The sequence below is a fragment of the Kitasatospora sp. NPDC004531 genome (assembly GCF_053602195.1).
Genome location: NZ_JBSGDD010000001.1, coordinates 220,826 through 238,858, shown reverse-complemented (window position 1 = coordinate 238,858; position 18,033 = coordinate 220,826). Strand labels below are relative to the sequence as shown.

The 18,033-nt window shown below is 74.2% G+C and carries 16 protein-coding genes; 9 read left to right on the top strand and 7 right to left on the bottom strand.

What is annotated here, in order from left to right:
• Positions 1-173 precede the first annotated feature (173 nt).
• The gene (locus tag ACWEMJ_RS01105) at positions 174-1,406 is read right to left on the bottom strand and encodes a tetratricopeptide repeat protein (protein WP_452134807.1); all 1,233 of its coding nucleotides are present in this window, start codon (positions 1,404-1,406) and stop codon (positions 174-176) included.
• A gap of 195 nt (positions 1,407-1,601) precedes the next feature.
• Here ACWEMJ_RS01105 and ACWEMJ_RS01100 point away from each other — a divergent pair, with 195 nt between their 5' ends.
• Positions 1,602-1,931 (top strand): hypothetical protein, encoded by a 330-nt coding sequence (locus ACWEMJ_RS01100; RefSeq protein WP_452134806.1) that lies wholly within the window; start codon positions 1,602-1,604, stop codon positions 1,929-1,931.
• Between the two features lie 57 nt (positions 1,932-1,988).
• On the opposite strand, the gene ACWEMJ_RS01095 is transcribed toward ACWEMJ_RS01100, so the two are convergent.
• The 3 genes from ACWEMJ_RS01095 to ACWEMJ_RS01085 all read right to left on the bottom strand — a co-directional run bounded on the left by ACWEMJ_RS01095 (position 1,989) and on the right by ACWEMJ_RS01085 (position 3,471).
• Positions 1,989-2,294, bottom strand: a complete 306-nt coding sequence (locus ACWEMJ_RS01095; RefSeq protein ID WP_452134805.1) for a YfhL family 4Fe-4S dicluster ferredoxin — start codon at positions 2,292-2,294, stop codon at positions 1,989-1,991.
• Between the two features lie 122 nt (positions 2,295-2,416).
• On the bottom strand, positions 2,417-2,926 hold the full coding sequence (locus tag ACWEMJ_RS01090; protein ID WP_452134804.1) for an NUDIX hydrolase: 510 nt from the start codon (positions 2,924-2,926) through the stop codon (positions 2,417-2,419).
• Between the two features lie 8 nt (positions 2,927-2,934).
• A complete protein-coding gene (locus tag ACWEMJ_RS01085; RefSeq protein ID WP_452134803.1) occupies positions 2,935-3,471 on the bottom strand; it encodes a GNAT family N-acetyltransferase in 537 nt (178 codons plus the stop codon).
• A gap of 126 nt (positions 3,472-3,597) precedes the next feature.
• Between ACWEMJ_RS01085 and ACWEMJ_RS01080 the strand changes: the two genes are divergently transcribed.
• A complete protein-coding gene (locus tag ACWEMJ_RS01080) occupies positions 3,598-4,014 on the top strand; it encodes a hypothetical protein (RefSeq protein ID WP_452134802.1) in 417 nt (138 codons plus the stop codon).
• Between the two features lie 56 nt (positions 4,015-4,070).
• On the opposite strand, the gene ACWEMJ_RS01075 is transcribed toward ACWEMJ_RS01080, so the two are convergent.
• Positions 4,071-4,679 carry a TetR/AcrR family transcriptional regulator gene (locus ACWEMJ_RS01075; protein WP_452134801.1) on the bottom strand — a complete coding sequence of 203 codons (609 nt, stop codon included), beginning with the start codon at positions 4,677-4,679 and terminating at the stop codon, positions 4,071-4,073.
• 55 nt (positions 4,680-4,734) lie between these two features.
• On the opposite strand from ACWEMJ_RS01075, the gene ACWEMJ_RS01070 reads away from it, so the two are divergent.
• Positions 4,735-5,616, top strand: coding sequence for an alpha/beta fold hydrolase (locus ACWEMJ_RS01070; protein ID WP_452134800.1), 882 nt, complete (start codon positions 4,735-4,737; stop codon positions 5,614-5,616).
• Positions 5,617-5,638: 22 nt separating this feature from the next.
• Here ACWEMJ_RS01070 and ACWEMJ_RS01065 read toward each other — a convergent pair whose 3' ends face one another.
• Together ACWEMJ_RS01065 and ACWEMJ_RS01060 are read right to left on the bottom strand one after the other, a co-directional pair.
• Positions 5,639-6,031: a VOC family protein gene (locus tag ACWEMJ_RS01065; protein WP_452134799.1), complete on the bottom strand. Its 393-nt coding sequence runs from the start codon at positions 6,029-6,031 to the stop codon at positions 5,639-5,641.
• 135 nt (positions 6,032-6,166) lie between these two features.
• A complete protein-coding gene (locus ACWEMJ_RS01060) occupies positions 6,167-6,994 on the bottom strand; it encodes a TetR/AcrR family transcriptional regulator (protein ID WP_452134798.1) in 828 nt (275 codons plus the stop codon).
• Between the two features lie 194 nt (positions 6,995-7,188).
• Between ACWEMJ_RS01060 and ACWEMJ_RS01055 the strand changes: the two genes are divergently transcribed.
• The 6 genes from ACWEMJ_RS01055 to ACWEMJ_RS01030 all read left to right on the top strand — a co-directional run bounded on the left by ACWEMJ_RS01055 (position 7,189) and on the right by ACWEMJ_RS01030 (position 18,023).
• Positions 7,189-8,676 (top strand): APC family permease, encoded by a 1,488-nt coding sequence (locus tag ACWEMJ_RS01055; RefSeq protein ID WP_452134849.1) that lies wholly within the window; start codon positions 7,189-7,191, stop codon positions 8,674-8,676.
• Positions 8,677-8,702: 26 nt separating this feature from the next.
• Complete coding sequence (locus ACWEMJ_RS01050) at positions 8,703-10,343, top strand: amidohydrolase (RefSeq protein WP_452134797.1); 1,641 nt, start codon at positions 8,703-8,705, stop codon at positions 10,341-10,343.
• Positions 10,344-10,564: 221 nt separating this feature from the next.
• Positions 10,565-11,944 carry an NAD(P)/FAD-dependent oxidoreductase gene (locus tag ACWEMJ_RS01045; protein ID WP_452134796.1) on the top strand — a complete coding sequence of 460 codons (1,380 nt, stop codon included), beginning with the start codon at positions 10,565-10,567 and terminating at the stop codon, positions 11,942-11,944.
• Between the two features lie 234 nt (positions 11,945-12,178).
• Positions 12,179-13,138, top strand: a complete 960-nt coding sequence (locus tag ACWEMJ_RS01040; RefSeq protein WP_452134795.1) for a hypothetical protein — start codon at positions 12,179-12,181, stop codon at positions 13,136-13,138.
• Positions 13,139-13,233: 95 nt separating this feature from the next.
• Positions 13,234-15,090 (top strand): HSP90 family protein, encoded by a 1,857-nt coding sequence (locus ACWEMJ_RS01035; protein ID WP_452134794.1) that lies wholly within the window; start codon positions 13,234-13,236, stop codon positions 15,088-15,090.
• Positions 15,090-18,023 carry a hypothetical protein gene (locus ACWEMJ_RS01030; protein ID WP_452134793.1) on the top strand — a complete coding sequence of 978 codons (2,934 nt, stop codon included), beginning with the start codon at positions 15,090-15,092 and terminating at the stop codon, positions 18,021-18,023. The genes ACWEMJ_RS01035 and ACWEMJ_RS01030 overlap by 1 nt, the downstream gene beginning before the upstream one ends.
• The last annotated feature ends 10 nt before the right edge of the window (positions 18,024-18,033 follow it).

Genomic DNA, 18,033 nt, shown 5'->3' with positions numbered 1-18,033 from the left:
GGCATCCGCGTCAACGCGGCGCGCCTGGCCTGGTGGAGAGCCCGATTATCGCGGCCATGGACAGAGCCACCGAGCCCATGAAGTCGATCGTCGCCGCGCATTCGATGGGCCGCATCGCCCGCGCGGGGCGGAAGCTCGATGACGCCAGGGATTCGGCCGGTTCGGCGGCGGGCTCACGGCCTGGGCGGCGGTGGGAGGTTCGCGGGCGCGTGCCGGGCCCGGTCGCGCGTGCGGAAGCCGAAGCCGATCAGGGTGACGCTCTCGCCGATGCCCACGGGCGTGCGGCCGTGGGGCGTGAGTGCGCCGTCGAACACGACACCGTCGCCTGCGGCCAGGTCGTGTTCGAGGTGGCCGTCGGCGGTGATGAAGACGGTCGAACTGGGCGCGGCGACAGCGGCGGTGGGGCGTTCGTGCGTGAGGCACAGGATCAGGTTGATCTCGCCGAAGCCGAACTCGTCGACGTGGAAGTCGAGGAACTGCCCGTTGTCCCGGTACGCGAGGTAGACGCCGGCGTGCGGCTGTTCGACCTCCAAGCCCGTGGCCCGGGCCACGACGGCGGCGAGATCGACCCGGGTGGCGAAGCGGGTCGCCGCGTCACCGACGGGCGCGTTCCACTTGCCGTTGTGGAGGTACCCGGCGGTGGCGAGGGCGTCGTCGGCCTCCTGCGCCATCGCGGCGATCGGCTCGGCGGCGAACGGCCGGTCGCGCAGGAGACGCGGATGCACCCGCTGGTGGGCGGCGAGTTCTCGCACGGCGTCCCGCAGGCCCGGGAAGTCCTCCACCCATCGGGCCGGTGTCCGTGCGGTGGTGCGGGACCGGAGCCAGGCGGTCCACCCGGCGCTCCATCCGTGCGGCACCGGGGAGTTGGGGGTGGCGCGGCCGAGCAGCAGAGCGAGACGGTCGAGTGCGGCCTGGGTGGATTCCACCAGTTCGGCGTTGCCCTTGGCGATCCGCAGCCGCAGTGCCTCTTGCAGGTGGGCCAGGGCCCGCGTGTGGTCGCCGAGTTCCATCAGGTGCTTGCCGAAGTGCTGGTGCGCGAAGTCGAGGAGTTCCGGGTACCGGCTTCGTGCGGTGGCGAGTGCGCTGCGGTAGAGCGTGTCTGCGGCCCGCGTGTCACCTGCGTAGCGGTGGGCGTCGGCGAGGTTGATCCCGGCGGCGACGACGGACCGAGTGCGGCCGGCGGCAGTGGCCAGGTCGAGTGCCTGCCGCAGGAGTGCGCGGGCTTCGTCGTGGTGGCCCAGCGTCATCTGGGCGATGCCGATCTCCCTGGTCAGGAAGCGGATTCGGGAGGGGTCGGCGGTGGCGTCCAACTCCTGGCGGAGCCGGCCGACGGCAAGGGTCAGCTCGTCCCGGTCGATGGGGATCATCCGCAGCCGGTCGTCCTGGGTGATGAGGTGTTGGAGCACGGGGTCTTTCCTCCTTCGGTGGTGCTCGGCCCGCACTGCCGGTCGCAGGTCTTCTGTCCCTTGAAGCAAGCGGGGAGGTTCAGGGGTCTGGCTGCGGCCTCATGAAGGATCACCGCCAGGCGAGGACGGAAGCTTCGCGAGGCTTTGGCCGCACCCGAGCGTGGCAGAAGGTAGCCGTTCTGCTACGTTCCGCATATGACTTACCAGCCAACACGCCGCCAGGCGCTCCGAGTCACGTTCGCCGGCCTTGCGGCGTCATGCGTCGCAGGTGTCGGACGGCCTGCGGCGGCCATGGAGCCCCGCGGTGGCCGCGGGAGCCGCCTGCAGTATCAGGACCGCTACCGCGAGCTGTTCAACGCCTGCGGGAACGACCCCGCGAAGAAGCTGCTGGTCGGACAGCTGCTGCTCGACAACTACGACCGGGATGCGCGCATTTACCGCGTACCCGACCGTGCCGCCGTGGTGCGCATGCACGCTGCTCTGGTGCGCCAGCAGGTGGCTCGAAAGGCCGGCACGAACCTCTGAAAGTCTCCCTTGCGGTCTCGTCGGCTGGCGCGTCCCTCGGCGGCCGGCCGGGCGGGTTCACTTCCGGAAGTGGCTGGGGTAGTCGTTGGCCTCCGCCTTGCTCCGGAGTACCTCGTCGTCGGGGTGCAGGCTCAGGGCTCGCTTGATCAGAACGTCCTCGGTCTCCACCCTGTTCGGATCGGGCACGCAGCATTCCACCGGGCACACCTCCTGGCAGGCGAGTCGGTCGAAGAAGCCCACGCACTCGGTACAGGCGTTGGGGTTGATCACGTAGATCTCGTCACCCGCGCTGATCGCCTCGTTCGGGCACTCCGGTTCACAGGCACCACAGTTGATGCAGTCCTCGGTGATCTCGATGGCCACGGCAGCTCGTTCCTGTTCCTCGGGGGCAGTCCGATGACCAACGAGCGAAGGACTGCGCAGTACCGCACAAGCTGAGCAGGACCGGCCAACACGGCGGAGCGGCGAACGAGCGGGAGTGCCTTCTACCCGGGGGCCAGGTCGGCGTCCTCGTCGAAGTCGCCCAGGTGGAGCGGGAGTTGGGAGGGGGCGGAGCGGAGCAGGGTGGTGAGGTGGTGGGCCAGGTGGCGGGGGCGGATGGTTTGGGGGGTGGTGGCCAGGTCGGGGAGGCTCCACCAGTGGTGGCCGTAGCGGGCCTCCTCGGGGTCGATGCGGGTGGCGGCGGCCTCGGTGGCGGTGAGGCGGCAGAGGCGGTACTCCTCCCACTGGTCGAAGTGCCGGCCGTCGACGCTGAACCGGGTGCGGCGGGTCCAGGCGAGCGGGCCGAGCCGGTCGGTGGTCAGCGTCAGGGCGGTCTCCTCGCGCAGCTCCCGTACGGCCGCCGCCAAGGCGTCCTCGCCGGGCTCGATGCCGCCGCCGACGGTGAACCACCAGCGGGCGCCGGCGGCGCGCGGGTCGCGGCCGCAGAGCAGTAGCAGGCGGTCCCGGTGGTCGAGCAGCAGGACGCGGGAGGTGCGGCGGCGGTGGACGGGCACGGGGTGCGTCAGGACGGGTGGCGGACGCCGAACCACTGCTCGGCGTCGAACTCCACGAAGCGTTCGACCTCGGTGAAGCCCAGCTTCGAAGCCACCTGCAGCGAAGGGCCGTTGGCGACCTGGGTGGTGAGCACCACCGGCTCGCCGACCCGCGCCCCCGCGCACCACGCCAGGGCAGCCGCGCACGCTTCGGTGGCGTACCCGTGGCCCCAGGACTGCGGGAGGAACAGGTAGCCGAGTTCGGTCTCCTGCCCGTCCGGCAGGACGTGGCCGGGGCGTTCCGGGGCGCGGCGGTCGAGGGTGACCAGGCCGATCATCGCGCCGTCGAGCTCGACCGTGAACAGGCCGGGCCGCTGGGAGGGCTGCTCGGGCACGGTCCGCTCGAACTCCTCGCGCGGGCGCGGGCCGCCGATGTAGGTGCCGACCTCCGGCGAGGTGAACAGGTCGATGACGGTCGCCCGGTCGCGCGCCTCCGGCATCCGGAGCACCAGCCGCTCGGTGCGGATCGGTTCGGACAGCCAGGTACCGGCTCCAAGATCGGTCATGCCCGGCAAGCTACCGCAGGGCCCGGGGCGGCAGAAGGTCTTTGGGCGAATCAGTACCGGGCCGCAGCACGGGGGCGGTCGCAAAAGCCCTGGTACGGGCGGCCGGTGACGTGCCAGCATCGGCGGATGCCCGCCCGCAACCGCAAGCTGCCGCGCGGCCTCTCGTGGCCGCTCACGCCGACCGACATCCGCTCCGCGCTGGGCGGGGCGGACGACGCGCCGCCCGATGTCACGTTCTGCCGCTGGCAGGTCGACGGGGGCAGCGAGGTGCTGGCGGTCGAGTGGCTGCCGGAGCTGCGCGGCAACTACGGCGGGGGCCGCCACTCGGACCTGTGGGAGACCTGCCAGATCTGGGTCTACCCCCTGCCGTCCTCCCGGCGGGCCGCCGCCCGGGAGGCGCTCCGGGCCGAGGCGCTGCCCGCGCTCGCGGTGTGGACGGCCGCCGCCCGCACGGCTCCGGAGGGGTGGCGGACGGTCCGGCGGCGGCGCGCCTGGCGGGTCGCGGAGGACGGGGCGGTCAGCTGGACGGACGACCCGCGCTGACCCCGCCGACGCGTGCTGACCCCGCCGACGCGCGCTGACGCCGGGCCGCCGGAGCGTCAACCGGCGGGCGCGAACAGCTCGTCGAGGTGGTGGGTGAGGATCGCCAGCGCCGCCTCGCCGTCGCGCTGGCCGCCCAGGACGCTCTGGCCGAGGCCGTTGACCAGGGCGGCCAGGCCGGCGGCGGCGATCTCCGGGTCGCGGGCGGGGGAGAGGTCGCCGGCCTGCTGGGCGGCGCGGAGCTGCTTGGCGAGGAAGGACTCCAGCAGCTCGGCCTGGCCGGTCCCGTGCTTCGCCAGCGCCTCGGGATCGTTGAGCACCAGGGCGTAGTACGCGGTGTAGGTGCGGGCGATGCGGCGGCTCTCCGCGTCGGTGGGCAGGATGCAGGCCAGCACGGCGGTGACCAGCGCGCGCGGGGTGGGCGGGCTGCCGGCGGCGGTGATCCAGCGGGCCATTCGGTCCTGGAGCTGGGCGCCGAGCCGGGCCAGCGCGTCCAGCAGCAGGCCCTCCTTCGTCTCGAAGTAGTACTGGACCAGGCGCAGTGAGACGCCGGCCTCGGCGGCGACGGCGCGCATGCTGGCGGACTGCAGCCCTTGGGTGTCGGCGATCCGCAGCAGCGCCTCGGCGATCTGCCGTCGGCGCTCCTCGTGTTCGACCTTGGTGTTCATGATCCGGCCTCCCTGGTACGCCCGTATCATGCCGTGATACACCTGTACCATGCGAATGAGCGAGTTCAGGAACGCCCAGGCCGCCGACCGTTTCCGCACCGCCTACGACCATGCCCTGGCCGCACTCTGGCCCGGCCCGCGCACCCCGATCGACGTCCCGACCGATTACGGCACCACCCGCGTCCACCGCGCGGACGCCGACACGGACGCCGACTCCGACGCCGGTACGGGAGGCCGGCCGATCGTGCTGCTCCCCGGCTCCGGCGGCAACGGCCTGATGTGGCACCACCAGCTGCCCCGACTCGCCGCCGAACGCGAGGTGTTCGCCGTCGACCCGATCGGCGAGCCCGGCGCCAGCACCCAGTGCACGCCGATCACCGACGGGGCGGACGCGGCGGCCTGGCTGGACCAGGTGCTGGCTGAACTCGGCCTCGCCGACGTCCACTTGGTGGGCTGCTCGTACGGCGGCTGGGTCGCCCTCCAGCACCGGCTGCACCGCCCGGGCCGGGTCGGCGCGGTGACCCTGCTCGACCCGGCCGGGTTCAACGGCTTCGGCTTCCGGTTCTACGCCTGGCTGATCGCCGGCGGCCTCGCGGCCGGCGCGCCCCGCGTGCTGCGGCCCCGACTGGCCCGGGTGGTCGGCAACAGCGCCGTCCTGGAGGACGAGTTGATGAGGCTCTCCCGGGCCGCGATGGGCTTCCGTAGGGCGCTGCCCGTCCCGCCGGTGCTCACCGACGAGGAACTGCGCCGGATCGACCTGCCCGCGCAGTTCCTGCTCGGCGCCCGCAGCGCCCTGCACGACTCCGCAGAGGTCGCCGCCCGGATCACCCGGGTGCTGCCCACCTCCCGGGTGGAGGTCGTCCCGGGCGCCGGACACTCGCTGCCGATCGACGAACCCGCCCTGGTCGCCGACCGGATACTCGCCTTCGACAATTGAACACCCCTACCGGGTAAGGGAGTTAAGGGCCGGGGCGGACGATCTGCACCAGGTTGCCGCAGGTGTCGTCGAACACCGCCGTGGTCACCGGCCCCATCCGGGTCGGCTGCTGGGCGAACTCCACCCCGAGGGCGCTCAACCGGTCGAACTCCGCCTGCACGTCGTCCACTTGGAACGACACCGCCGGAATGCCGTCCCGCACCAGCGCCTCCTTGTACGGCGGGACGGCCGGATGCCCGGAGGGCTCCAGCAGCAGCTCGGTGCCGCCGGGCTGCTCCGGCGAGACCACCGTCAACCACCGCGCCCCGCCGCCGAGCGGCACGTCGTGCTTCTTCACGAAGCCGAGCACCTCGGTGTAGAAGCGCAGCGCCTTCTCCTGGTCCTCGACGAAAACCGAGGTGATGTAGATCCGCATCCCGTGGCCCTCCGAGCCCTCGACGTCCGCCCCGACCCTACGGCCGCCCCGCGCCCCGCCCGCAGGCGGCGCGCCGGGCCGGGCGGTGTGCCGGGCTGGGCGTCCCGCACCCGGCGGAGTGCCCGAACCCGGCGGTCACTGCGGGTGGTTGGGGAGGCGGGCGGCGGTGGCGGTGAGGAGCAGGTCGAGGGCGAGCGGGTAGGCGCTGCGGCGCATGTCGGCGGCGAGCAGGTCGGCGGTGGCGGCGATGTGCGGGTGGGTGGCGGGGGAGAGGGTCCGGTAGGCGGTGTCCCAGACGCCGAGGTCGGCGCGCTGCGCGGGGGCGGGGAGGGCGAGTGCGGCGGAGTCGAGGACGGCGAAGCCCAGGGCCTGGTCGATGAAGGCGTGGTAGAGGGCGACGGCGTCCGGGTCGGGGAAGCCCGCGTCGCGCAGGATGCCGAGCAGGGTTTCGATGGCGCGGATCTCGTTGGCCCGGCCGGTGGTGCGGTACGCCGCCAGCACGGCGGCCTGCGGATGGGCGAGCGAGTGGGCGTGGATGCGCAGGCCGACCTCGCGCAGGTCGGCGCGCCAGTCGCCGGTGGGCCGCCAGCCGTGCAGGCCGCGCCCGATGAGCTCGTCGGCGACGGCCAGCAGCAGGTCGTCCGTGCTGTGGAAGTAGCGGTAGATCGCGCTCGGGTCCGCGCCGAGCGCCGCGCCGAGGCGGCGGACGGTGAACGCCTGCGCGCCGTGCTGCCCGACCAGGCGCAGCGCGGTGTCGACGATGGCCTGCTCGGACAGCACGGTGCCCTGCTTGGTGGGGCGTCGCCGCCGGCGCGCCGCCTCGGGGACGACCCGGTCCACCGCCCGCCCGGTGTCCGGCTGCTTCGCCGCCCGCCCGGTGTCCGGCTGCTTCGCCGCCCGCCCGGTGTCCGGCTGTTTCGCCGCCCGCCCGGTGTCCGGCTGCCTCGCCGCTCGCTCGTTCATGGTGGTCGAGCTTATGACAACGCCATTGACGTGTGAAGAGCTCCGCCGGTTTCATGGCGCTCCTGCCGGTGCCCCGCCCAGCTGCGGCCCGGCGCCCCCACCCCGGCGTCCCCGCCCGGCGTGCGCACCCCCAACTCGCGTACGCCGCTGGGGCGTTCCCCCACGATTGAATCGGTGGTGATCCCTTGGCAACGATGGTCGAGAACGGCGGTCCCGGTCCCGGTCCCGTTCCGGACGGCGGCGGCTCCGCCCCGCAGGAGATGCGCAGGTCGGTCGGCGTCGGCGCGGTGGTGGTGATCGCCGCGTCCAGCACGGCCGCCACCACCTCGATCGGCATCGGGCTGGGCCTGATGGCGGGGGTGGTCGGCCTGCACCTGCCGGCCCTCATGCTGCTGGCGTTCCTGCCGGTGCTGGGCATCGCCTGCGGCTATGGCCGGCTGAACCGGGCCGAGCCGGACGCGGGCAGCTCGTACCGGTGGGTGGGCCGGGTGCTCAACCCGTGGCTGGGGTTCCTGACCGGCTGGGTCAACATCGTCACCACCATCGTGTTCATGGCGTACACCACCACGGTGACCGGCTCGGCGCTCGTCCAACTGGCCGGGACGGCCGGATTGCACGCGCTGCCCGGCGTGGAGCTCGATCCGGACTCCAGCGCCCAGTGCACACTGATCGGCATGCTGGTACTGCTGGGCGCGACGGTGGTGGCCGTGCGCGGGCTCGACCTGGCGGCGGCGCTCCAGAAGTACCTGCTGGTCTTCGAGTACGCGGTGCTGATCGCGTTCTGCGGGTACGGGCTGTTCGCCGGCGACCAGCCGTTCAGCCTGTCCTGGTACAACCCGTTCGAGCTGACCTCGCCGACTGCGCTCGCCCAGGGCATGGTGTTGGCGGTGTTCTGCTACTGGGGGTTCGAGTCGGTGTTCAGCGTCGGCGAGGAGGTGCGTGACCCGAAGGACGCCACCCGCGGCGGGTTCCGCTCGCTGCTGCTGATGCTCGGGCTGTTCCTGTTCGCCGGCACCGCCTTTCAACGGGTGCTTCCGCTCCAGGAGTTGGCCGACAACGGGGCCACCGGCCTGGCGTACTTCGCCGACCGGCTCGCCGACCAGCCGCTGGCCGCGCTGCCGCTGGTGGCGCTGACCTGCTCGGCGGCGGCCTCGCTGCAGGCCGCGGTGATCCCGACCGCGCGGGGCGCGCTGGCGATGGGCCGCGACGGCACCCTCGGCCGGGCCTGGACGCGGTTGCACCCGCGCCACCGCACCCCGTCCACCGGCACCTGGCTGATCACCGGCATCGCGCTGGCACTGGCCGCGCTGGCGCTGGTCATCCCGACCGTCACCGAGCTGATCTCCGCCACCGTCAACGCGATCGGCATCGTGGTCGCGCTCTACTACGCGCTGGTGGCGATCGCCTCCGCCGTGCGCTTCCGGCACCTGCTGCGGGAGGACCTCGCGGAGGGGCTGAAAGCGGTGGTCGCGCCGCTGCTCGGCGGGGCGGTGCTGCTGCTGGTCGGCGGCTACCTGGCGTGGAGCCTGTACGACTCCGCCGACCACTTCGAACTCGCCGCCGACAACGGGTGGTTCGAACTCTCGGTGCCGGTGGTGATGATCGGCTCCGGCCTGCTGGCCGCCGCCTGGTCGCGCTGGGTGCGCCGCTCGCCGTACTTCACCAGCGCTCAATCCCTGTAACACCCCGAAGAGTTGAGGAAGCACCCATGAACCACGCCGACCTGGTCTTCACCGGAGGCCCGATCCACACCGGCGACGCCGCCCGCACCCGGGCCAGCGCGCTGGCCGTCACCGGCGGGCGGATCACCGCCGTCGGCCACGACGAGGTACGGGAGTTGATCGGCCCCCGCACCGAACTCGTCGACCTGCGCGGCAAGTTGCTGGTCGCGGGCTTCCAGGACGCGCACGTGCACGCGGTGTACGGCGGCATGGAGATGGCCTCCTGCGACCTCAGCGGCACCGTCGGCGTGGACGACTACCTGCGGCTGATCGGCGAGTACGCGGCCGCCCACCCGGAGCAGGCGTGGATCACCGGCGGCGGCTGGTCGCTGGAGAGCTTCGACGGCGGCCTGCCCACCCGGCAGCTGCTCGACCGGGTGGTGCCCGACCGCCCGGTGCTGCTCGCCAACCGCGACCACCACGGCGCGTGGGCCAACTCCCGTGCGCTGGAGGCCGCCGGGCTCACCCGGCACACCCCCGACCCGGCCGACGGACGGATCGAACGCGAACCGGACGGCACGCCCAGCGGCATGCTCCAGGAGGGCGCCGTCGGCCTGGTCGGCAAGCACGCCCCCAGCCCCACCGCCGCCGACCGCCTGGCCGGCCTGCTGCGCGCCCAGCGACTGCTGCACTCGCTCGGCATCACCGCCTGGCAGGACGCCCTGCTCGGCGAGTTCGGTGGCCACCCCGACCCGGCCGACGCCTACCTCGCCGCCGCCCGGCAGGGCATCCTCACCGCCCGGGTGGTCGGCGCGCTCTGGTGGGACCGCGAGCGCGGCGCCGAACAGATCCCCGAACTCGTCGCCCGGCGCGAGCAGTTGAACCACGGACGGTTCCGCGCCGGGGCGGTGAAGATCATGCAGGACGGCATCGCGGAGAACTTCACAGCCGCGCTCACCAGCCCCTACCTGGACGGCTGCGGCTGCGCCACCGCCAACTCCGGCCTGAGCTTCGTCGACCCCCTCGCGCTGCGCGAGCACGTCACCGCCCTCGACGCGCTCGACTTCCAGGTGCACTTCCACGCGCTGGGCGACCGCGCCGTCCGCGAGGCGCTGGACGCGATCGAGGCCGCCGTCGCGGCCAACGGTCGGCGCGGCAACCGGCACCACCTCGCCCACCTGCAACTCGTCCACCCCGCCGACCTGCCGAGGTTCGCCGAGCTCGGCGCGATCGCCAACATCCAGCCGCTGTGGGCCGCCCACGAACCGCAGATGGACGAGCTCACCATCCCCTTCCTGGGCCCCGAACGCGCCGCCTGGCAGTACCCGTTCGGCGACCTGCTGCGCGCCGGAGCCACCCTCGCGGCGGGCAGCGACTGGCCGGTCTCCAGCCCCGTCCCCATCGACGGCCTGCACGTCGCCGTCAACCGCCGCGAACCCGACGCCGACCCCGACACGCCGGTCTTCCTGCCCGACCAGCGCCTCGACCTGGCCACCGCGCTCGCCGCCTACACCGCCGGCACCGCCCACCTCAACCGCCTCGACGACACCGGCACCCTCCAGGTCGGCCACCTCGCCGACCTGGTCCTGCTCGACCGCGACCCGTTCGCCGCCCCCGCCGAGGAGATTGCCCACACCCGCGTCCTGCGCACCTACGTGGGTGGCCAGGAGGTCTTCACCGCCGAATAGTCCGGCGGCCCGCTGCCGCGTGGGCACCGCCGGGCGTCGTCCGGGAAGCAGGACATCCTGGTGGGCCCGGGCCCGGGGCCGGGGTCGGGCGAGGGCGACGGGCGGACACCGTGTCAGGCCCGATCGGGGCAGTCTGACACGGTGTCCGTTGCCCGGGCGCGGGCGGGCCGCGTAGCGTCCCAGCACGCGTCGGCGCAGCTCACGGAAGGCGGATCGGACAGATGGCCACGGTCAACGGCGGAGTCTCCTTCTGGTACGCGGCGACCGGGCTGCCCGAGCGGCGGCCCGCGTCGGTGGGGGAGGTGCGGGCGGACGTCTGCGTGGTCGGCGGCGGGTACACCGGGCTGTGGGCCGCGTACTACCTGAAGCAGGCCGCGCCCGAGCTCGAAGTGGTCCTGCTGGAGGCCGAGTTCTGCGGGTACGGGGCCTCCGGGCGCAACGGCGGATGGCTGTACAACGGGATCGCCGGGCGCGGCCGGTACGCCCGGCTGCACGGCGAGGACGCCGCGCGGCGGCTCCAACTCGCCATGAACGCCACGGTGTCGGAGACCCTGCGGGTGGCCGCGACGGAGGGCATCGACTGCGACGCGCACCGCGGCGGGGTGCTGGAACTGGCCACCACGCCCGCCCAACTGGCCAGGCTGAAGGAGCGGTTCGCGCACGAGCAGGCGTTCGGCGCGGACGATGTGCAGCTGCTGGACGCCGCGCAGACCGCCGAACGGCTCTACGTGCCAGGCGCGTTGGGCGCGACGTGGACGCCGAACGGGGCGCGGGTGCACCCGGCGAAGCTGGTGGTCGGGCTGGCGGCGGCCGCCGAACGGCTGGGCGTGCGGATCCACGAGTCGACCCGCGTCACCGCGATCGCGCCGGGCCGGGCCGCCACCGCGCAGGGCGGCGTCACGGCCCGCGTGGTGCTCCGCTGCACCGAGGGATTCACCGCCAACCTGCCCGGCCAGAAGCGCAGTTGGCTGCCGATGAACTCCTCGATGATCGCCACCGAGCCGCTGCCGCCCGAGGTGTGGGAGGCGATCGGCTGGCAGGGCCGCGAGGTGCTCGGCGACGAGGCGCACGCCTACATGTACGCGCAGCGCACCGCCGACGACCGGATCGCGCTGGGCGGCCGCGGCCGCCCGTACCGCTACGGTTCGCGGATCGACCAGGACGGCGCGACTCCCGCCGGCACGATCGCCCAACTCCGGGACGTGCTGGGCCGGATGTTCCCGGCGGCGGCCGGGGCCCGGATCGACCACGCCTGGTCGGGCGTGCTCGGCGTCCCCCGCGACTGGTGCGCCACCGTCGACCTCGACCCCGCCACCGGTCTCGGCTTCGCGGGCGGCTACGTCGGCAGCGGCGTCGCCACCGCCAACCTGGCCGGGCGCACCCTGCGTGACCTGACGCTCCGTCAACTCGGCCTGGGTGGACGGACCGAGCTGACCGACCTGCCCTGGGTCGGCCACCGGGTGCGCCGCTGGGAGCCGGAACCGCTGCGCTGGCTCGGCGTCCACACGCTGTACGCCCTCTACCGGCACGCGGACCGCCACGAGCGCGCCGCCACCTCCCCGCTCGCCGCCCTCGCCGACCGGATCGCCGGCCGAGCCTGAGCGGCGCCGTCCGGCGGGGCCTGAACGACACCGTCCGGCCGGGCCTGAGCGGCGCCGCCCGCCCGGGCCCGCACACCCGCCACGTCCGACGGTCCGCGCAGCGCCGTGAACGAGGCCCCCTACCCCGCAGTCGCGAAATCATTCGCACACCTGTCGCACGGACGTGATAGGAATCTCCGTCCGGGGCGGCCTCACGGCGGCCCCGCGGATCGGCACGGCACAAGGGGACCGGGGATGGGGCTGTTCGACAGGCTGACGAAGCGGCGCGCCGGGGGCGGGACCACGCTCGACCCGGCGTTCGGCGACCCGGAGCTGGCGCTGCTGCTGGAGCGCGGCCGGGCCGGCGACTGGCCGGGGGTGCGGGCCGTCCTGGAGCAGGCCCGCGACCAGGCCGACCTGGTCACCATGGTCGACACCGTCAGCGACCTGACCGGCGCCGAGGGCTGGCTCGCCCGCGCCGTCGAGCAGCACCCCGACGACTCCCTCGCGCTGCTGGTCTCCGGCGCCCGGCAGCTGGTCTGGGGCTGGGAGGCCCGCAGCAGCGCGCAGGCCAAGTACGTCGGCGCCGACCAGTGGAAGGTGTTCGGCGAGCGGCTGGAACGCGCCGAGGGGCAGCTGTTCGAGGTCGCCGAGCGGGAGCCCGACTGGCTCGGCCCCTGGTACTTCCTGCAGGTCAGCGGGCGCGGGATCTCCGTCCCGAAGGAGGTCGCGACGCACCGCTTCGAGGCCGCCGTCCGCCGTGTCCCGCACCACCCGGCGTCCTACCGGCAGCGGTTGCAGCAGCAGTGCGAGAAGTGGGGCGGCTCGCACGAGCAGATGCACGCCTTCGCCCGCGAGTCGATGCTCGCCGCGCCCGAGGGCAGCCGGATCGGCGAGATCGTGGCCTACGCGCACATCGAGCACTGGCTGGCCCTCGACCGGGGCGACGACAGCCGCTACATGTCCGGCCCGGCCGTGGCCCGTTCGCTGCACGAGGCCGCCGAGCGCTCGATCTGGCACCCCGACGCCGTCCGCGACCGGACCTGGATCGGCGCGCACAACACGTTCGCCATGGCGTTCTCGCTGTGCGGCGAACACGCCGCCGCCCACCGGGTGTTCAGCGAACTCGAAGGCCGCGCCACCAAGTCCCCGTGGAGCTACCTCGGCGACCCGGTGGCCGTCTTCACCAGCCGCCGCGCCGCCGCCGCGCGGTGACCCCGGAGCACCACCGCAGCACCGAACGTCGCAGTACCGAACGCCGCAGCACCGAACGCCGCAGTACCGACTCCCGAAGCGAAGGACCCCGCCCGGTGACCCCGAACGACTCCAGCGCGCACACCTTCCAGGTGGACCTGCGCGGCCTGGTCGACCTGCTCTCCCACCACCTGTACTCCAGCCCGCGCGTCTACCTGCGCGAGCTGCTGCAGAACGCGGTCGACGCGATCACCGCCCGCCGGCAGCTCGACCCGGCCGCGCCGGCCGCGATCACCGTCACCACCGGCGACGAGTTCTCCGTCTCGGACACCGGCGTCGGCCTGACCGAGGCCGACGTGCACACCTTCCTCGCCACCATCGGCCGCAGCTCCAAGCGCACCCCGGACGGCGTCCTGGACGCCGGCCAACTCGCCGACGCGCGGGCCGAGTTCATCGGCCAGTTCGGCATCGGCCTGCTGGCCTGCTTCGTGGTCGCCGACGAGATCACCGTCCGCACCCGCTCGGCCCGCACCCCCGACGCGCCGGTGATCGAGTGGCGCGGCCGCTCCGACGGCCGCTACACCATCACCACGCTGCCCGCCTCCGCCCGCCCCCAGCCCGGCACCACCGTGACGCTGACCCCGCGCGCCGACGCCGCCGAGTGGACGTCCCCCCGCCGGGTCACCGAACTCGCCCGCCACTACGGCAGCCTGCTGCGCCACGAGGTGACGGTGGTCGACGGGGCCGGCCGCTCCACCCGGATCAACGAGACCCCGACCCCGTGGGCCCGCCGCCACGACACCCCGGCGGCCCGCCGCGAGGCGCTCACCGCGCACTGCCGCGACACCTTCGACTTCACCCCGCTCGACGTCATCGACCTGGACCTGCCGCTGGTCGGCCTGAGCGGCGTCGCCTACGTGCTGCCCGACGCCGTCCCGCCGTCGCGCCGCGCCGGGCACCGGGTGCACCTCAAGGGCATGCTGCTCTCCGACCAGGCCGACGAACTGCTCCCCGACTGGGCGTTCTTCGTGCGCTGCGTGGTCGACGCCGAACGCCTGCGCCCGACCGCCTCCCGCGAGGCGCTGTACGCCGACGAGACCCTCGCCGCCGTCCGCGAGGCGCTCGGCCTGCGCATCCGCGACTGGCTGACCGGCCTGTCCGCCAGCGACCCGGCGCTGCTGCACCGTTTCCTGTCGATCCACCACCTGGCCGTCAAGTCGCTGGCCCGGCACGACGACCAGCTGCTGCGGATGCTGCTGCCCTGGCTGCCGTTCGAGACCACCGACGGCAACGTCACCCTCGACGAGTTCGCCCGCGCGCACCCCGTCATCCTGGTCACCCGCACCGTCGAGGAGTTCCGCCAGGTCGCCCCGATCGCCGGCGCCGCCGGCCTCGGCGTCGTCAACGGCGGCTACACCTACGACCGCGACCTGGTGCACCGGCTGCCCGAGATCCGCCCCGGCTCCACCGTCGCCGACCTCGACCCGGCCACCGTCACCGCGCACCTCGACAACGTCGACCCCGCCACCGAACTCGCCGCCGCCGCGTTCCTCGCCAGCGCCCGCGAGGTGCTCGGCCGCTTCGACTGCGACGTCGCGCTGCGCACCTTCCACCCCAGCAGCGCCCCCGCCCTGCTGCTCGACGACCGGGAAGCCCGGCACGAACGCACCCGCACCCAACTCGCCGACCAGTCCGACGGGTTGTGGGCCGACATCCTCGGCTCGCTGGGCAGCTCCGCGCCGCGCGCCCAACTCGTCCTCAACCACCTCAACCCGCTGGTCCGCCGGGCCGCCCAGATCCGCCACCCCGAACTCGCCACCACCACCGTGGAAGCGCTCTACGGCCAGGCCCTGCTGCTCACCCGCCGCCCGCTCAAGGCAAGCGAGTCCGCCCTGCTCAACCGCTCGTTCCTCGCCCTGCTCGACCACGCGATGCTCGGCCACGAGCCGACCGCGCCGCACCGGGAGCCGTGATGCTCGACACCATTGACGCCGTCCGCGCCGCCCTGCGCGCCAACGACGAACAGCCGCACGGCCGGCAGCGTACCGTCACCGCCGAGGAACTCGTCGACGCCGCCGAGCAGTTCGACGACCCCGAGCTGCTCGCCTACGCCCTCCTCGACCTGATGGAGGCCTACGAGTACGACGCCGAACGGCGCAAGCTCCCGGTCGTCTTCGCCCGCGTCGCCACCCTGCGCAAGAAGCACCCCGAAGGCTTCGACGGCTGGGCCGAACGCGCCGCCGACTGGCGCTACAAGTGGGTCGCGAACGCCCTGCGCAGCGTCCCCGACGTCCCGCTGGAGGCCGTCCGCCGCTGGCACGGCGAACTGCGCGAGCACTACCGCACCGCCGGGCACGACCTCCAGCCGTACTACGGCGAGCAGTACCACCTCGCCGCGCACACCGGCCAGGGCGCCGAGCCGGCCTTCGACCTGTGGGCCGGCCGGGTCCGCTCCGCGCTCAGCGACTGCCGGGCCTGCGAACTGCGCGCCCAGGCACGGCACTTCGTCCGCCTCGGCGACGACCGGCGGGCCCTGGAGATCTGGCAGCCGGTGTTCGACGGCGAACACTCCTGCGCCGAGGAGCCGCACGTCAGCCGCGCCCACGCGCTGCTGCCGCTGCTGCGGGCCGGCCGCGCCGACGACGCCCGCTCCGCCCACCTGGCCGGCTACCGGTGGGCCCGCGGCCGCTCCCGCGCCGCCGAGGAGATCGGCCTGCACCTGGAGTTCTGCGCGCTGACCGGCAACGAACCGCGCGGCCTGGAGATCCTCGCCGACAACCGCGACCTGTTCGACCAGCACGGCGACCCGCTGGCCCGCCTGCACTTCCTCACCGGCGCCCAGCAGCTGCTCGCCCGCCTCGACGCCACCGGCCACGGCGACGTCCCCGTGGCCGGCCCGCCCGGCGCCCGGCACACCGCCGCCGAGCTGCTCGCCGAACTCGCCGCCGAGGGCGACGCGCTGGCCGCCCGCTTCGACGCCCGCAACGGCACCACCGCCGTCGGCGACGCCCGCCGCGAGCGCCTGGCCCGCACCCCGCTGCTCGCCGAGCCGCTCGCCCTCGGGCTGCGCGCCGCCACCCCGGCCCCGGCCCCCGCCCCCGCGCAGCCCGTCGGAGCCGCCCCCGCCGGCAGCGGGACGTTCGTCGAACTCGTCGTCCGCGCCCGCGAGTTGCACGATCAGCGGCACCCCGAGGCGGCCGCGCTGTGGCGGCGCATCGACGCCATCGCCACCGCCGACGACTACCGGCACCCCGACGACGCCGAGCTCGGGTCGCTCGCCCTGCTGCGCGCCGAGCTCGCCGAACAGCGCGCCCGCCGCGAGGGCCGGCCCGACGCCGAACTGGCCGCCCACCTCACCGAGGCCGCCGAGCACTTCGAACAGGCCGACCGCCCCGCCCAGGCCCTCGCCTGCCGCGCCCTGGCAGTGTCGCTGTCCAAGCCGGACGCCGGCACCGGAACCGCCGTCACCGACACCGAAGGCACCGGCACCGAAGGCACCGACGTCACGGCGGAACTCGACCGGTTCGAACAGCGGGTCCGCGAACTCGCCGAGGCCGGGGCCACCCGGGCCGGCGACGCCCTGACCACCGTGCTGTACGCCAAGGCCGTCACCGCCCTCCGCCAGGACCTGCCGGAGATCCGCGACACCGACGCCGACGAGCAGCGCGACCTCACCCGCTCCGAGGCCGCCGTCGCCCGCCTGCGCGAGGAGGCCGTCCGGCAGGGCGACGCGCTCACCGAGATCGGCGCCCACCAACTCCTGCTCCGCGCCTACTTCCTGACCGGCCGCAAGGCGGAGAGCGCCGAGCTGCTCCGGCAGGCCGAGCGCCGGATCGAGGCCGCGGGCGTCCCGTGGAAGCTGGTCGCCGTCCACGCCTGGCAGGCCGAACACGCCCTGGACGCCGACGAGCCGGACCGGGCCGAGGAACTCGCCCACCGCTCCCTGCAGGTCGCCGCGCAGCACGGCGACCGCACCGCGACCCGGGCGCACCTGGTGCTGGCCCGGGTGCACCTCGGCCGCGGCGCCTTCGACGCCGCCGCCCGCGTCCTCACCGAGGCCGCCGCCCGCCTCGACCAGGCCGGGGAGGAGGCGGAGGCCGCCTCCGTCCGCGGCCGGCTCGGCCAGGTGCTGGCCGCCGCCGGCCGGTTCGCCGACGCCGCCGAAGTGCTGGAGTCCGTCCGCCTGGAGCCCGGCTTCGCCGCACTCGACGTCCGCGAGCAGATCCACATCCGGCAGGGCCTCGCCCACGTCCTGCACGAACTCGACGAACACCGGGCCGCCGCTGAGGAGTTCCTGCACCTCGCCGAGTTCGCCGCGGCCCACGACGAGCCGCAGACGCACACCCTGGCCGCCTGCGGGGCCACCGTCTCGCTCGCCCGGGCCGGCCAGTGGCCCGCCGCCGACCTCGCCCGGCAGCGCGCCCTCGACAGCCACCGCACCGCGCCCCACGCCGACGCGGTCTTCGACATGCTGCTGGTGCTCGCCCGGCTCACCGCCGACACGCACGGCCCGGACGGCCAGGACGACGCCCTCGCCCGGCTCGCCGAGGCGGCCGAGGTGGTCGAGGCCGCCCGGGGGGACGGCCCCGCGCTCAGTGCCGAAAGCCCCGAAGGCACCCTGCACGACACCCGCGCCCGCACCCTGGCCGGCCTCCGGCGCCCCGAGGAGGCCCTCGCCGAGATGGAGCTGGCGATCGAGGCGTTCGGCGCCGTCGGCCCCGAGGGCCGGCTCTCCCGCGCCGAATCGATCCGCTACGCGGCCCTGATCGAGAGCAACGGCCTCGGCCGCGCCCAGGACGCCCTGACCCGGCTGGAGCAGGCCGCCGCCTGGTGCCGCGAGATCGGCGAACCCCAGGCCGCCGACGTCCTGGAGGGCCTGCACGCCCACCTGCGCCGCCAACACTGACCCGAACCGC